The sequence below is a fragment of the Nonomuraea sp. NPDC003727 genome (assembly GCF_053586935.1).
This window is the reverse complement of the sequence record NZ_JBSFNE010000001.1, coordinates 159,538-174,101: the sequence shown is the minus strand read 5'-3', so window position 1 is coordinate 174,101 and position 14,564 is coordinate 159,538. Positions and strand designations below refer to the sequence as shown.

13 protein-coding genes, 1 tRNA gene and 1 pseudogene are annotated in these 14,564 nt (G+C 67.5%); 9 read left to right on the top strand and 6 right to left on the bottom strand.

The window, feature by feature from the left end; all coding sequences use genetic code 11:
- Positions 1-167: 167 nt before the first annotated feature.
- Genes ACWDLG_RS00940 through ACWDLG_RS00925 form a run of 4 tightly spaced genes read left to right on the top strand, consistent with a single transcriptional unit; the run spans position 168 to position 4,359 of the window.
- Positions 168-1,793 (top strand): ABC-F family ATP-binding cassette domain-containing protein, encoded by a 1,626-nt coding sequence (locus ACWDLG_RS00940; protein ID WP_449914539.1) that lies wholly within the window; start codon positions 168-170, stop codon positions 1,791-1,793.
- The gene (locus ACWDLG_RS00935; protein WP_449914538.1) at positions 1,786-3,804 is read left to right on the top strand and encodes an ABC-F family ATP-binding cassette domain-containing protein; all 2,019 of its coding nucleotides are present in this window, start codon (positions 1,786-1,788) and stop codon (positions 3,802-3,804) included. Before ACWDLG_RS00940 ends, ACWDLG_RS00935 begins: the two co-directional genes overlap by 8 nt.
- Before the next feature lies 1 nt (position 3,805).
- The gene (locus ACWDLG_RS00930) at positions 3,806-3,976 is read left to right on the top strand and encodes a hypothetical protein (RefSeq protein WP_449914535.1); all 171 of its coding nucleotides are present in this window, start codon (positions 3,806-3,808) and stop codon (positions 3,974-3,976) included.
- A 50-nt stretch (positions 3,977-4,026) separates the two neighbouring features.
- Positions 4,027-4,359, top strand: a complete 333-nt coding sequence (locus ACWDLG_RS00925; RefSeq protein ID WP_449914533.1) for a hypothetical protein — start codon at positions 4,027-4,029, stop codon at positions 4,357-4,359.
- A 136-nt stretch (positions 4,360-4,495) separates the two neighbouring features.
- Here the strand turns inward: ACWDLG_RS00925 and ACWDLG_RS00920 are convergent, their stop codons facing one another.
- On the bottom strand, positions 4,496-5,272 hold the full coding sequence (locus ACWDLG_RS00920) for a class I SAM-dependent methyltransferase (protein ID WP_449914532.1): 777 nt from the start codon (positions 5,270-5,272) through the stop codon (positions 4,496-4,498).
- Between the two features lie 214 nt (positions 5,273-5,486).
- Here ACWDLG_RS00920 and ACWDLG_RS00915 point away from each other — a divergent pair, with 214 nt between their 5' ends.
- Positions 5,487-5,876: a pyrophosphatase gene (locus ACWDLG_RS00915; RefSeq protein ID WP_449914529.1), complete on the top strand. Its 390-nt coding sequence runs from the start codon at positions 5,487-5,489 to the stop codon at positions 5,874-5,876.
- 129 nt (positions 5,877-6,005) lie between these two features.
- Here ACWDLG_RS00915 and ACWDLG_RS00910 read toward each other — a convergent pair whose 3' ends face one another.
- The 4 genes and pseudogenes from ACWDLG_RS00910 to ACWDLG_RS00895 form a co-directional block, all read right to left on the bottom strand.
- A complete protein-coding gene (locus ACWDLG_RS00910) occupies positions 6,006-6,341 on the bottom strand; it encodes a hypothetical protein (RefSeq protein WP_449914527.1) in 336 nt (111 codons plus the stop codon).
- 261 nt (positions 6,342-6,602) lie between these two features.
- On the bottom strand, positions 6,603-7,094 hold the full coding sequence (locus ACWDLG_RS00905) for a DinB family protein (RefSeq protein WP_449914526.1): 492 nt from the start codon (positions 7,092-7,094) through the stop codon (positions 6,603-6,605).
- Positions 7,095-7,103: 9 nt separating this feature from the next.
- Positions 7,104-7,562: pseudogene (locus ACWDLG_RS00900) on the bottom strand (inositol monophosphatase family protein); the annotation flags it as partial.
- A 243-nt stretch (positions 7,563-7,805) separates the two neighbouring features.
- The gene (locus ACWDLG_RS00895) at positions 7,806-9,257 is read right to left on the bottom strand and encodes a hypothetical protein (protein ID WP_449914523.1); all 1,452 of its coding nucleotides are present in this window, start codon (positions 9,255-9,257) and stop codon (positions 7,806-7,808) included.
- Positions 9,258-10,180: 923 nt separating this feature from the next.
- Between ACWDLG_RS00895 and ACWDLG_RS00890 the strand changes: the two genes are divergently transcribed.
- Positions 10,181-10,777 (top strand): hypothetical protein, encoded by a 597-nt coding sequence (locus ACWDLG_RS00890; RefSeq protein WP_449914521.1) that lies wholly within the window; start codon positions 10,181-10,183, stop codon positions 10,775-10,777.
- Positions 10,778-11,024: 247 nt separating this feature from the next.
- Here ACWDLG_RS00890 and ACWDLG_RS00885 read toward each other — a convergent pair.
- Positions 11,025-11,098, bottom strand: a tRNA-Gly gene (locus ACWDLG_RS00885).
- A 99-nt stretch (positions 11,099-11,197) separates the two neighbouring features.
- Between ACWDLG_RS00885 and dcd the strand changes: the two genes are divergently transcribed.
- From dcd to ACWDLG_RS00870, 3 genes are all read left to right on the top strand, one after another.
- Entirely contained in the window at positions 11,198-11,773 is a 576-nt protein-coding gene (gene dcd, locus ACWDLG_RS00880; protein WP_354914139.1) for a dCTP deaminase, read from the top strand.
- Positions 11,774-12,856: 1,083 nt separating this feature from the next.
- The gene (locus ACWDLG_RS00875) at positions 12,857-13,474 is read left to right on the top strand and encodes a DUF47 domain-containing protein (RefSeq protein WP_354914137.1); all 618 of its coding nucleotides are present in this window, start codon (positions 12,857-12,859) and stop codon (positions 13,472-13,474) included.
- The gene (locus ACWDLG_RS00870) at positions 13,475-14,479 is read left to right on the top strand and encodes an anion permease (protein WP_449914518.1); all 1,005 of its coding nucleotides are present in this window, start codon (positions 13,475-13,477) and stop codon (positions 14,477-14,479) included. It abuts the gene before it with no gap.
- Positions 14,480-14,564: the final 85 nt, after the last annotated feature.

The following is a 14,564-nucleotide window of genomic DNA, read 5'->3' as shown; positions in this document are numbered from 1 at the left end:
GACATGGCAGGTGACGACGACATCTCCGGGTGATACCGGAGGTTGATCGGCCCCGGCAGGCGCACATGATCGCCGCCGGCGTGGCCGCTGGTCGTCGTTCCCCGAATCCCTGTCTCCTTGCCGGGCCACTTCGTCGCGCCCGCGCGTTCTCGTACGAGGTCTCTCGCATGTCCGATGCGTTCATCGTCTGCTCCCACCTGTCCTTCTCCTGGCCTGACGACACGCCCGTCTTCAGCGACCTGTCCTTCACCGTGGGCGGCGGCCGTACCGGCCTCGTCGCCCCGAACGGTGCGGGCAAGAGCACGCTGCTCAAGCTGATCGCCGGCGAGCACCTGCCCCGTGGCGGCAGCGTGTCCGTCGACGGCGTGCTCGGCTACCTGCCGCAGAGCCTGCCCCTCACCGGCGACCTGACCGTGGCCGAGGTCCTCGGCATCGCCCCCGTGATCGCCGCGCTGGACGCCATCGAATCGGGCGATGCCGGCGAGGAGCACTTCACCACGATCGGCAACGACTGGGACATCGAGGAGCGCACCCGTGCCCAGCTCGACCGGCTCGGGCTCGGCGACCTCGCGTTCGACCGCACGCTGCGCACGCTGAGCGGTGGCCAGGTCGTGTCGCTCGGCCTGGCCGCGCAGCTCCTCAAGCGGCCCGACGTCCTGCTGCTCGACGAGCCGACGAACAACCTCGACCTCGGCGCGCGGCGCAGGCTCCACGACGTGCTCGGCGACTGGAACGGCTGCCTGCTCGTGGTCAGCCACGACCGGGCGCTGCTCGACCGTATGGACCGCATCGCCGAGCTGGACCGGGGCGAGGTCCGCTTCCACGGCGGCAACTTCACGGCCTACGAGGAGGCCGTACGCACCGAGCAGGAGGCCGCCGAGCGCAGCGTGCGCAGCGCCGAGCAGGAGCTCAAGCGCGAGAAGCGGGAGATGCAGCAGGCTCGCGAGCGGGCCGAGCGCCGGGCGAGCAACGCCGCCCGCAACCTCAAGAACGCCGGACTGCCGCGCATCTTCGCCGGGAACATGAAGCGCGGCGCCCAGGAGGCCGCGGGGCGGGCGGGCCAGACGCACGCCGCCCGCGTGAGCGACGCCAAGGCCAGGCTCGACGAGGCAGGGCGTGCTCTGCGCGACGATCAGAAGATCGCGCTGCTACTGCCCGGGACCAACGTCCCCGCAGGCCGCACGGTCTTCCACGGCGAACACCTTCAGGCCCGCGGCCTGTTCGCCGAGCCCGGCATCGACCTGGTGATCCGGGGACCCGAACGCATCGCGCTGACCGGCCCCAACGGCGCGGGCAAGTCCACCCTGCTGCGCCTCATCAACGGCGAGCTGGAGCCGGACGGCGGCACGACCAGGCGAGCCGACGGCCGGGTGGCCTACCTGTCGCAGCGGCTGGACCTGCTCGACGTCGAGCGCACCGTGGTCGAGAACCTGGCCGCGTTCGCGCCCGGCATGCTGGAAGCGGAGCGGATGAACCTGCTGGCCCGCTTCCTGTTCCGGGGCGCCCGTGCCCACCTGCCGGTCGGGGTGCTGTCGGGCGGCGAACGGCTGCGCGCCACCCTCGCGTGCGTGTTGTGCGCCGAGCCGGCGCCCCAGCTGCTGCTGCTCGACGAGCCCACCAACAACCTCGACCTGGTCAGCGTGGGGCAGCTGGAGAGCGCGCTCAGCGCGTACGAGGGGGCGTTCGTGGTGGTCAGCCACGACGAGCGGTTCCTCGCGGAGATCAAGGTGGAGCGCTGGCTAGAGCTGTCCGGGGGGCGGCTGCTGGAGACCGGGGCGCCCGCCGGTGAGTGACGCGCTGCTCGCCCGCGATCTCGTACGGACGCTGGGCGCGCGGCGCGTGCTCGACGGCGTCTCGCTCACCGCCGCACCCGGCCACCGGATCGGGCTGATCGGCGAGAACGGCGCGGGCAAGTCCACCCTGCTGCGGCTGCTGGCCGGGGCGGACGAGCCGGACTCCGGCACCGTCGTACGGCCCGCGGACCTGGGCTTCCTGCCCCAGGAGGCGCCGTTCGCCGGCGACGCCACGGTCGCCGACGTGCTCGACGACGCCCTGCGAGAGGCCCGTACGGACCTGGCCGAGCTCGACCGGCTCACCCGGGCGCTCACCGAGGCCCCGGACGACGCCGCTCTGCTCGAAGCGTATGGGGCCCGGCTCGACCAGGCGCAACAACGCGATTCCTGGGACGCCGACCGACGCGCGGAGATCATCCTCGACCGGCTCGGCCTGGGCGGCGTGCCGTACGGACGCGCGCTCGCGTCGATGTCAGGCGGGCAGCGCGGGCGGCTCGCCCTGGCGGCGCTCCTGATCAGGCAGCCCGCCGCGCTGCTGCTGGACGAGCCCACCAACCACCTGGACGATGCCGCCGCGGTGTTCGTGGAGGAGCAGCTGCGCGGCATGACAGGGGCGGTGGTCGTGGCCAGCCACGACCGGGCGTTCCTGGACGCGGTCTGCACCGACCTGGTCGATCTCGACCCGGCGGTGGACGGGCCCGTCCGGTACGGAGGCGGGTACGGCGCGTACCTGGCCGAGAAGCGCGCCGAGCGCGAGCGCTGGGAGCGGCGCCACGCGGAAGAACAGCAGGAACTCGGCGAGCTGCGCCGCGCCGTCGCGGTGACGGCGCGGCAGCCGGCGACGGACGGCTTGCGACGCGACAACGAGAAGATGGGATACGGGCACCGCGCAGGACGCGTGCAGCAGCAGATCTCGCGGCGGGTCCGCAACACCGCCCGCCGGCTCGCCGAGCTGGAACGCGAGCAGGTCCCCGCCCCGCCACCCCCGCTCCGCTTCCACCCCCGCACCCTGGTCACCGTCGCCGCCGATGCCGCGGAGGCCACCCACGGTGCGGGCGCCGGTGCCGCGGAGGTGGCCCACGCCATCGCCGACGGTGCGGGTGCGGGTGCCGGTGTCGTGGAGGCGGCTCGCGCCATCGCTGACGGTGCGGGTGCCGGTGTCGTGGAGGCGGCCCGCGCCGTCGCCGACGGCGCGGGTGCGGGTGCCGGTGTCGCGGGGGCGGCCCACGCCATCGCCGACGATGCGGGTGTCGGTGCCGAGGAGGGCGCCTGCGATCCCCACGACGAAACCTTGCTGTCGCTGCGGGACGTGCGGGTGCCGGGACGGCTCTCGATCGACCGGCTCGACGTGGCGCCAGGAGAACGGCTGCTGGTCACCGGGCCGAACGGGGCTGGCAAGTCCACACTCCTGGCGGTGCTGGCCGGACGGCTGGACGCCGAGGGAGAGGTACGGCGGCGGCGCGGGCTGACCGTCGGACTGCTGGCCCAGGACACCGTGTTCGAGCGGCCGGACCGCACGGTGCGGGAGACGTACGAGCGGGCGCTCGGTCCGGAGCGCGCCGAGTCCGTACCGCTGCGCTCGCTCGGCCTGATCAGCCCGCGTGACGTGGACCTGCGCGTGGGGGAGCTGTCGGTCGGCCAGCGCCGCCGGCTCGCGCTCGCGCTGCTGGTGGCCGATCCTCCCGTGGTGCTCCTGCTCGACGAGCCCACCAACCACCTCTCACCCCGCCTGTCCGACGAGCTGGAAGAAGCCCTGGGCACCGACGGGCCCGGCGCGATCGTGATCGCCAGCCACGACCGATGGCTGCGCTCCCGCTGGCAGGGCCCCCACATCCACCTGCCGCCGACACGTACCGGGGGCCCTTTACCCGACCATGTGAAAGGCTGGTCGAGTGAGACCCCTGTTGCCCGCCTGGGGGACGAAGTCGGACAACCACTTCATCACCGCAGGACACTGCCTCCCGACCGGCAGGCCGTCCACCCTGCTCACCGACGGCAACGCCCTGGGTGACGTGGCCGGGCACCCGGACGCCGGAAAGATCATCGCCAAGGGCGTCATCAGCGGCGGAACCGATGCCGAGTCGGTCACCGGGCCGCTGCTCGAATGCGCCAACCACTTCACCGACATCAGGATCGCGACCCGCCTGTTCGGCGGCGACATCAAGAAGCGCAAGATCGGCTGACAATGCGGACAAGAGGGCATGTCGCGATCGTTGTGGCCGGCATTCTCTGCGTGGCCGGATGTGCTCGTCAGGCGCGGTGGTACGGCATCGAGTCCGCTGCCGTCGCGCCTGACGGCCGTACGGTCACCGCCACGATCGTCGTGGGCGTGCCCGGCCCTGACGGGAAGTCGTGCCGGGAGGTCACCGACACCGACGTGACGGAGTCGGCCGCGGAGGTGGTGATCGGCGTCGAGGTGCGCAACACCTGCGAACCCGTCTTCCCGTGGGAGAAGGCGCTGATGCAGAAGGGCATGGGGTACCCGTTGAACATCCAGCTCCAGCTGACGAAACCCCTGGGCGGGCGGCGCCTGGTCGATCGAGCGACAGGGCGGGAGCTGTCCTGAGGCGACGACTGAGCCGATGACGTGCGGGCTTGATCGCCCCAGGCGACGCGCGCACGCCATCCGCCTGATCACCCCGGAGCCGGAGCGCCCTCGCCAGAGGCTTTCCATGAGGTGGGATGGAGTTCGTGGATCGCGATCAGGGACGTTTCAGCTTCACCGCGAGGAAGGACGGCGCTCGGTGAAGCTTCTCGTAGGCGGCTTCGTCGATCTCCCTGAGATCGGCCGTGGGGCGCGGTTCGACCAGCTGCTCCAGCATGAACCCTGCGGCCAACAGCTCGCCCAGGAAGGTCTCCAACGGCAGCCGCTGGTAGTGGATCGAGAGCTTGCTGTCTCCGAGAGGCAGGTCTCTCCAGTCGTGGCTGAAGTACGAGCCTCCGAAGTGGCGCCAGTCGGCTGTGGGATGGGTGGTCGACACCAGGAGCCATCCACCTGGTCGCAGGACGCGACGTAGTTCACCCAGCAGCTGCGCACGGTTCCTGACGTGCTCGTACACGAGGGCGCAGACCACCCCGTCGAAGGATGCGTCAGCGGCGAAACCGAGTGGCTCTTCGAGATCATGGAGAAGGAGTTCTGCCTGGCCGTTCACGCGTGCTCGCGCGTGGCGCAGCAGGGTGGCGCTGCCTTCGATTCCGACCACCTGCGCGCCGCGGGCCGCGAGCTCGGCCGCGTAGTGGCCTGCCCCACAGCCGACATCCAGGATTCTGGACCCGGAGACATCGCCCGCGAGCCGCAGCATCGCGGGTCGGTCGGTATAGGCGTTGTAGGGGCTCGTCTCTGCATGTTCGGCGAAATGATCGCCGAGCGCGTCATGATAAGCGGTCGCCTTGTGCATCGGGACATCATGGCGTGGCCACGTGTTCGTCGCCATCGAGTTCCAGCCGAGATGGTGGATGGCGTCCTGGGTTCCTGCCATGGGTTCTGCAGGCCGCTTGGCGGAGCGTCCGGCGGTGCGGCGCACCTTCGTCGGCCTGCTGCTCGGTGAGCCGGGGATGAGGGACGAACCTCCGCACCGTCGGTATGGAGATCAGCCACCGCCAGGCGATCGTGAGAGTGGTACCGGTCCTTTTCGTTGGCTGCCTGAGCTGGAACGCCTTTGGCTGCCGCCCTTGGCCTCTTACACTCCCGGCATGGATCTGCGGCAGCTCACAGACAAGGTCGAAGCGGTATCGAGCGCCTATGCCCGCAAGCATGGGATATCCCGGGACGACACCTGGTTCCTGCTCAAGCTTCAGGAAGAAGTCGGTGAGCTGACGCAGGCGTTCCTCATGCGCTCTGGACAAGCCAGAGATAAGGGATGCTCTCCAGATGAGCTGGAACTGGGCTTTCGATCCGAGCTTGCGGATGTTTTGTCGCAGGTCCTGCTGATGGCGCGACATCACGGAGTCGATCTGGAGGCGGAGGTCGAGCGGAAGTGGATGCCGTGGCACCCCGATCGGCTTTCTATGCGGGATGCGAGCGGAACGGCATGCGCTGATCTGACAAGCGCTGGTTTGAACGGCGCCGTAGACCCCGTGTAGCGCCTGGAGCTGACAGCCGGAACCACTATGAGCGGCGGTGCCCCGGCCGACGGTTTCGAGGATCTTCGGTCGGTCATCGACGGCGACCGAACCCATGGGTCAGCCCCACCTCAGCCACCCATCCACCGGTCACGGCTGGTCGTGATCATCCCGGAGCCGGGCGCTCCCGCGGGAGGCATGGTTGTCTTTTCGCCATTGAGTGATTGCGCAAACGAGTGCTCCGAGCATCATCCCGAATCCCGCCTTTACCGTGATATCGAGCGTTTCGGAGCTCGCGGCGAAGGAACCGCCGAAGACGCCGGACGAGCTGACCAGAGCAAGAAGAAGCAAGGCCGCGCCGGTGCCTAAGAATCCAGTTCGGAAGGTCGTGAGTGCGGTGCCAGGGCTCATGATGGCACCCCATGTGGCGTTGCCGAGAACGGCCAGAGGGAGCAGGACGACGAGTGGGTCAAAGAAGGTCATCACAGCGGCTGATCGTAAAGCAGTGGTGACGGGACCGGAATGGCTGTGAAGACGGGTGGCACATCCCGATCGCGGCCCGAGTGGCGGGCGCACGCGGGAACGGCCCCCGGACGCACACGCAGCGTACGGGCCGCGTGGCAGCGCGGAGCGCCGCCCTTGACCCCAACAAGAACAATTCGGCTGTGCTCGGGCTACGAATCTTGTCCTATGTAGGGCAGCGTTGAAAACGGCTACGTAGGCGACGCTCCGAGAACCGGGTGTCTTCTAACGCCCGGTGGTGCCGTCGATCTGCTCGCGGAGGATATCGGCGTGGCCGGCGTGGCGAGCGGTCTCGCTTGTCATGTGGGCAAGGACCCAGCGCAGCGTCCGGAACTCACCATCGACGGGCTCAGCCACCGGAGCCGCCGGGTCACCTGCAGCGCGAATCGCGGCATCGCTTACCTGGATCGCCGTGTGGTAGTCGGCCAGAACTTGCGCGGCATCGAGCTCAGTCACATCCATGCCGAAGTCCCGATCTTTCTCGGATCTGTCTCCGGCCACGTGGTATCCGAACCAGTAGCGCTCGGCTGCGGTCAGGTGATGGACCAGCCCGAGGAGGGTGGTTCCGGTGTCAACCAGGACGCGCCGTAGCTGCTCGTCGTCCAGCCCGTGGGTCTTCTTGAGCACCGATTCCCGCGCGAAGGTCAGGAACGCCAAGGCGGTGTCAAGCTCACCAGAGTCGTTGCGGGGCACGGGTTGACGTTGCGTCTCAGCCATGCCGTCACCCTACAGAGCTCCCGACGACGGGCTGTGTGGGGGCCATGAGGAGGGGCGGGAGCGTGACGTTGCTGCGGCGACGAGCTCGACCAGGTCGGCCACGAGCTTCGGGCTCGCTGCGATGGCCGCGCGGGATGTCATGGTGTGCGGGTTGCCGTCGATGTCCACGACTGCGGCTCCGGCCTCTCGGGCGATGAGGACGCCCGCGGCTGTGCCCCACGGGTCGTTGCTCAGCATGACGAGGACGTCGGTCTTGCCGTCGGCCACCCAGGCCAGATCAACCGCGGCTGACCCGAACATGCGGACTCGCTGCACGCGGGCGGCAAGCTCGTGGGTGAGGGCGAGACGAGGGCGCTTTCGCTCCTCCGCGTTGTTGCCCACGGCATAATCACCCATGGACACGATGCCTGCGTGCAGGTCACGAGTGTCGCGGGCTTGGGTCTCGTCCCCGTTGGCTTGGGCGCCTGCTCCCTCGGCAGCGAAACGAGATCAAGCCCAGGTCCCGATTCTCTCGGTTGACCTGGGCTTTCGTCGTTGGAGCGGGTGACGGGAATCGTACCCGCGCTGTCAGCTTGGGAGGCGTACGGATCCGGCCACGTAGGGCCGCTGACCTGGGCGACGGGCCGGTCCTGAGTGACCCACTGTCAATCATGTCGTGGGACTGGACAGTCTGGGCGCCGTTGAAGTTCCGCTCCAGGGATCAGTGCGAGGTCAGGGGGTGTCGTAGCCGATCCAGTTGATGTACCAGCCGAACTGCTGGGCCATGGCGGGAGTCAGTTCGCGGTCGTCGCGCCATTTGAGGTAGACGCTGAACTTGTTGGCGGTGATGTCGTAGACCGCACTGGTGCCGACCAGGTCATACTGCATGCCGCCGGCGCCTCCGATGGAGGTGAGGTAGACAGGGTCGCCGGTGAACTCACCTGCGCTGGTGTCCACGTCGATGCAGATGCTGTCGGGAGCGTAAGCCCTCCAGCCCTGTCCGGGGCGAGTCTTTCCTGAAGCCGTTCGGCCGTGCTTCGCGAACACGGTCCCCCACTCATGGGTGCCCGCCCGATACACGTTCAGCCCTTCCTTGGGGAAGCTGATCCATCCGTCGTCACTGTGTCGTCCCTGCACCCATTTGGTGTTGACGCCGTTGACGTCGGCCTTGTCGGCGTGCACGTTTCCCCACGCTCCGCTTCCTTGGCGGACGTCGAGCCCATCCTTGGGGAAGCTGATCTTTCCGTCGTCGGCGCTTCGCCCTTGCACCCACTCGGTGTTCACGCCGTTCAAGAGGGCCTTGTCGGCCGTCACGGCACCCTGCCCGCCCGTGTTGTCGAAGATCTCCGCCCCTGAGTCGGTGAAGGCGACGCGCCCCTTGTGCGCCGTCCCCTGGACCCAGGGTGTGTCGATGCCGTCGGTGGCGGTGAGCGATTCCAGCACGGGACGGCGCACCTGCACGGTGGTGGTGAGGAAGTGCTGCTTCCGGGTGATGGGGTCGGTGGCGACGAGGATGTAGGTGGTAGCCCGCTGCGGGGTGGGCGGTGACCAGGTACCCCCCGAGACGGGGCTCCGCCCGCCGGGGAACACGATCTCATAGGTGAAGTCGGGAGACCCGTCCCAGCTCAGCGTGAGGTTTTCTCCGGTGTCCAGCATCGCCTTGTCCGGGCGGAAGTCGCGCGGTGCCGGAATCTCCTTTGCTGTCGCCTTCACCAGCGGCACCGACGCGTACTTGGTCTCCCACCCGGTATCGGTTTTGAGAATTTCTTTCACTATCAGCACAGCCACCCCGGCGGTGGGGGCGACGGTGACGTTCTCGAGTGTCAGCAGCATGTAGTCGCCGGGTTCGAAAGCGGCTATGCGACCGCTCTGGGGGGTGACCTCGAGAACGTTGGTGCCCTGCTGCTGGATGTTCACCGGCTGGGTGTCGGGCTCGATTCGGAAGTCCGTCTGCGTGCCCAGGGTGTCGGTGTACTCGCCCTTCAGCTTGATGGTGTCGATTTCCCGGGTCAGGTGGCCTGCGCGGTCGCCGACAGGCACCCTCACCTCGATCCTTAACCAGGCCACCTCCTCTCCGGTGTTGGTGACCATCAGATACACCGTCCCTGTGGACGGGGACCGCCCGTCCACAGAAGCCTCCAGCGACGTTGGATCGGTGAGGACGGTGTAGGTCAGTGCACTCATTCTCAAGACTCCTTCTCTTGGCGAACGGCGCAGGCTGATGCCCCGCGCACTACGAGAGGACCGGGCCGGGCGGAACAGGCGGCAGCACGGGTAAGGCGTCCGGAACCGCCGCTTGTGACGCACTACAGAAGAGCCTCCCTAGATCCAAACGTCAGGATGAGAGCGCAACAAGAGCACTCAAGGGGGGCATGACCAGGCGCTTCGGCGATACCCTTGGCGTCTTGACAAGCCTTCATGACAACCATTACCGGCCACGACGGAAATGAAGCGCATCATGCAGGTCTGGATGAGACAGCGACGGGAAATGCCGACATACTCCGCAGAACACACAATGGTGACGTGGCCGGATTCGGATACATAAAACCGAAAGTCGGCGGTGATCCAGACATGACACGGCACCGCCGGGGGAACGGTGCCTCAGCCGTCCTCAGTCATGGGCCACGCGACTACTCGGGCCGCGTTGATCTATCTGCACACCGAGAGCGAGCGAGACAAGCTGATCGCTGAGGGCATGGGCAAGCCGGCCGAGGAATCTGCTTTCTGACCTGGGCCTTCGTGTGTGGAGCGGGTGACGGGAATCGAACCCGCGCTGTCAGCTTGGGAATTGCAGGGATCTTGGCTCGTAGGGGCGTTGACCTGGGGCTGATGTCGGTCGTGAGTGACCGTGGTTGACCCCTCGTTACCCCTCTTAATGGCACGCTAATGGCACGACGATCAGCCTGCGACCTGGTTTCTCGCGCGCGACCCGCGCACACCTCGCCCGTCTGATCATCGCGTCTGCCGCCGAACTCGACCCACCCGGCCCGCGCTGGTTTATCCGCGCTGCCACGTAACGGCTGCGGGCGATCGAGAGAACGGCCGTCTCTGGCTCTCAGAAGTGGTGGCACAGTGGGCACCAGTGACCGAGGAGGAGTTGAAGGACGATGGGTGACTACTTCGAGCGGATCGTCGATGTCGAGGTGACCGGCGAAAAGGCTGGGTTGCTCGCAGACCGTATGGTCGACTGGATGGTTGCCGAGGGACTGATCACACGCGAAAGGTCCAGCGACGGGATGTACAGCCTGCAAGTGGACGATGGGTACGAGGCTGGCCCCAACTGGGAACGGGCAGTGGCCGATTCCTCGGACCTGTCGTGGATACCGGGCCCGGTGGCAGTCATCGTCGGGCGGGATTACCACGTCGGAGGACAGGGGATGAGCGAGGCGGACTCTGCGACCTGCCCGCGATGTGAAACGAGAACCGTAATCATCGACTACCCGGAGGAGTTCGAGGCGGACCAGAAGGCCTGGCAGCCGTTCAGCGACGGCATCGACACCTGGAAGGAAACTGGTGAAGGGAGCGTCATCTGCTCCTCATGCGGAGCCTCCATCCCAGTCACCGAGTGGCAGTTCGGGTCCGGTTTCGCCCTCGGGGCACTCGCATTTGACTTCTGGGGATGGCCAGCCCTCAGCATCAGCTTCCACGCGGAATTCAGCAAGCAGCTGAGGCATCTCATCGAGGTGCAGACGGGCAAGTTCTGACATGCGCCAGGAGTGATCGATCGCCCTCGTGAGTGGCCGTGAGTGACCGCGACTCCCGCCCGCCCTGGCACGCCGCCCCAGGAGGTCCCACCGACCACCCACAGCGATCTACGGCGGCCAGCCATGCAGTGGCAATCGTAGGACTGTCTGGGGCCGAAGAGGGTGGAACCCAGGGAGACGCTGTCTGGAGCATCAACGCGCGTCAAGCGCTCCAAGCGGAAGGCCATGCAGTAAGGCCTGAGAACCTTGGAGCGGGTGACGGGAATCGAACCCGCGCTGTCAGCTTGGGAAGCTGATGTTCTGCCATTGAACTACACCCGCATCGGCCGGAGCCGCGCCCACCACTGTAGCGGAAATCTGGCCCACTTCAGCAATCCCGCAGGCGCTGAGTCTCCCGTAGCACACGGTAAGTTGCTCAGCGTGCTGCTTTCTGACAGAGACATCCTTGCCGAAATCGAGTCCGGGCGTGTCAAGCTGGACCCGTTCGACAAGGACATGATCCAACCGTCCAGCATCGACGTACGGCTCGACCGGTACTTCAGGGTGTTCGAGAACCACCGGTACCCGCACATCGATCCCGCTGTGGAGCAGCCTGATCTGACCCGGATGGTGGAGCCCGAGGGGGACGAGCCCTTCATCCTGCACCCGGGGGAGTTCGTGCTGGCCAGCACGTACGAGGTGATCACGCTGCCCGACGACCTGGCGAGCCGGTTGGAGGGCAAGAGCTCGCTGGGCCGGCTGGGGTTGCTGACGCACTCGACGGCGGGGTTCATCGATCCGGGGTTCTCGGGGCACGTGACGTTGGAGCTGTCCAATGTCGCCACGTTGCCGATCAAGCTGTGGCCGGGGATGAAGATCGGACAGCTGTGCATGTTCCGGTTGAGCTCTCCGGCGGAGCATCCCTACGGGTCGGAGAAGTACGGCTCCCGCTACCAGGGGCAGCGTGGGCCTACGCCCTCGCGGTCGTTCAGGAACTTCCACCGGACGGCTGTCTGAGGGTCCGGACGGCAATCTGAGGTCCGGACGGCTGTCCTGCGAGGGCCCGGACGGCCATCCGCGGGCCTGGACGGTCATCCGAGGGCCCGGGGTCGTCCCGCGGGCCCGGACGGTCATCCGAGGGGCCTGACGGCTGTCTGAGGGCCCGGGCGGCTGTCTGGCTGGGAGTCAGGACATCTGCGGGGCCGGACGGTCATCCACGAGGGCTGATGGTTATCCATGAGGGCGGACGGTCATCCACGGGCGCGGTTGATCATCTCCGGGCCGTCGGCGCCGGGTCGGCTGCTCATGGCCGGACGGCCGGCGATGTCGTTCGTGGGGCCGGTGGTGGGGGTGGCCGTGTGCGGCGGGCGTTCACCGCGAGAGGGCAGGTCCCCTGTGGCAGGGCAGCCGTCGGGTCAGTTCCCCGTGCCGGGGGTCGGCTGAGGGTACGGCGCGGCCGGGGCCAGACGTCGATCCGCCAGGGCCGGGGAAGCCCATGAGGGCCCAGCGTGATGAGCGAGGCATCGGCTCGTCGTGCGACAGGTCAGTCTCCGGTGCGCCAGGCGAGGCCCGGGCGTGACCGAATCTGCCATCGGGTCCGGCCGGCATCGGCGGGAAGTCGGGCTGGCGCCGGCAAGGGATGCGGGGGCGGGCGTCGAACAGGGAAGCCGGGTCAGGCCCCGGCAGGAAGCCGGGGCGGGCGTCGTCGGCAGGAGAGGCCGGGGTCGGATCCGGAGAAGGGACAGGTGCCGGCCCGAGGTCGAGAGGTCAGATCTGGATGGCGGGATTGGCTGTCCGCCTGCGCGGCGTATCCGGGTTCGTCCCCGTGGCGTGGTCGCTCATGTCCAGGCCGTCACACCCGCCGCACCAATCATCCCTCATCACTCCGCAACCGGCGGCCCATACCCCTGCCAAGCCGTCAACCCCTGTCAAAGCGGCCACGGACAAAATGGTCTTCAAACTACCCCCGACCCCGGTGTCACAGTTCATACGGCGGGTAGCGAGAAGGGGAAGAGTAGGTGTGCGCACCATGAAGTTCGCATTTCCGCTGGTAACCCGTACCCTTCTCTGCGGACCATCCCCGCACATGTGGAGAACGACGTGCGCCTGCGTCTCACGCCTCGTGAGGACAGCTACTACGACCTGTTCGCCGACTCCGCGAACAACCTGGTCACGGCATCGCGTTTGCTGGTGGAGATCATCAGCGACGGCTCGGACAGGGAAGCGCTGGCCGAGAAGATGCGCGCCTGCGAGCACGCCGGTGACGAACGCACTCATGCGATCATGAACCGGCTGAATGAGAGTTTCATCACGCCTTTCGACCGCGAGGACATCTACCGTCTCGCCTCGAACCTGGATGACGTGATGGACGCCATGGAAGAGGCTTCCGACCTCATCGTCCTTTACAAGATCGACCATCTGCCGAAGGACGTCGTCCGCCAGGTGGAGGTGTTGGAGCGGGCCGCGGAGTTGACCGCGGAGGCCATGCCGCGCCTGCGCTCGATGAAGAACCTGAACGAGTACTGGATCGAGGTCAACCGCCTGGAGAACCAGGGCGACCAGGTCTACAGGAAGCTGCTGGCCAAGCTCTTCAGCGGTGAGTACGACGCTCTCACCGTCATGAAGATGAAGGAGGTCATCGACCGCCTGGAGGAGGCCGCGGACGCGTTCGAGCACGTGGCCAACACCGTCGAGTCGATCGCGGTCAAGGAAAGCTAAGTGGACCTCACGCTCGTCCTCGTCATCGGCGTGGTGGTCGTGGCGTTGGTGTTCGACTACACCAACGGTTTCCACGACGCGGCGAACGCCATCGCGACGTCGGTGTCAACGCGCGCGCTCACTCCGCGCGCGGCGCTCTTCCTGGCCGCGGCGATGAACTTCATCGGCGCCCACCTGGGCACCCAGGTGGCGCAGACCGTCGGCAAGGGCATCATCGACGCGCCGGAGGGCACTCACGGCCTGGTCGTCGTGGCCGCGGGGCTCATCGGCGCGATCACCTGGAACCTCGTGACCTGGTACTTCGGTCTGCCCTCCTCCTCCAGTCACGCGCTCATCGGCGGCCTGGTGGGGTCCGCGCTGGCGGCGGCCAGTGTGGTGCACTGGGACGGCGTCGTGGACAAGGTCGTCATCCCGATGATCCTGTCGCCCCTGGTCGGGTTCTCGCTCGCCGCAGCGATCATGATCGCAATCTACTGGATCTTCCGGAACGCGCAACCCGCTCGCACCAACAGAGGCTTCCGTTACGCGCAGACCGTCTCGGCCGCCGCGATGGCGCTGGGCCACGGTCTGCAGGACGCGCAGAAGACGATGGGTGTGATCTTCCTGGCGCTGGTCGTCGGCGGTTACGCCGCGCCCACCGACCCGATCCCGCAGTGGGTGATCCTGTCGGCGGCCGGCGCGATCTCGCTGGGGACGTACGCCGGTGGCTGGCGCATCATGCGCACGCTGGGCCGCAGGATCATCGCCCTCGACCCGCCGCAGGGTTTCGCCGCCGAGTCCGCCGCCGCCACGGTTCTGTACGTCGCGGCGATCGGTTTCGGCGCTCCCATCTCGACCACGCACACGATCACCAGCGCGATCATGGGCGTGGGCGCCACCAAGCGGCTGTCGGCCGTGCGGTGGGGGGTGGCGGGCAACATCGTGACCGCGTGGATCCTGACGATTCCGGCGGCTGCGCTGGTGGCGGCGCTGTCGTACTTCGCTCTTCACGCCCTGATCGAGTAGCCCTGACCGAGTAGCCCCGATCGAGCAGCCCTCATCGCGTCGAGCAGCCCTCGGCGCGTCGAGCGCTCCTCGTCACGTCGAGGGG

Coding starts and splice junctions, on each gene's coding strand:
- ACWDLG_RS00915 (WP_449914529.1), top strand. CDS start 5,487: ATGGATCTGCGGCAGCTCACAGACAAGGTCGAAGCGGTATCGAGCGCC.
- ACWDLG_RS00905 (WP_449914526.1), bottom strand. CDS start 7,094: ATGGCTGAGACGCAACGTCAACCCGTGCCCCGCAACGACTCTGGTGAG.
- ACWDLG_RS00890 (WP_449914521.1), top strand. CDS start 10,181: ATGGGTGACTACTTCGAGCGGATCGTCGATGTCGAGGTGACCGGCGAA.
- ACWDLG_RS00920 (WP_449914532.1), bottom strand. CDS start 5,272: ATGGCAGGAACCCAGGACGCCATCCACCATCTCGGCTGGAACTCGATG.
- ACWDLG_RS00940 (WP_449914539.1), top strand. CDS start 168: ATGTCCGATGCGTTCATCGTCTGCTCCCACCTGTCCTTCTCCTGGCCT.
- ACWDLG_RS00895 (WP_449914523.1), bottom strand. CDS start 9,257: ATGAGTGCACTGACCTACACCGTCCTCACCGATCCAACGTCGCTGGAG.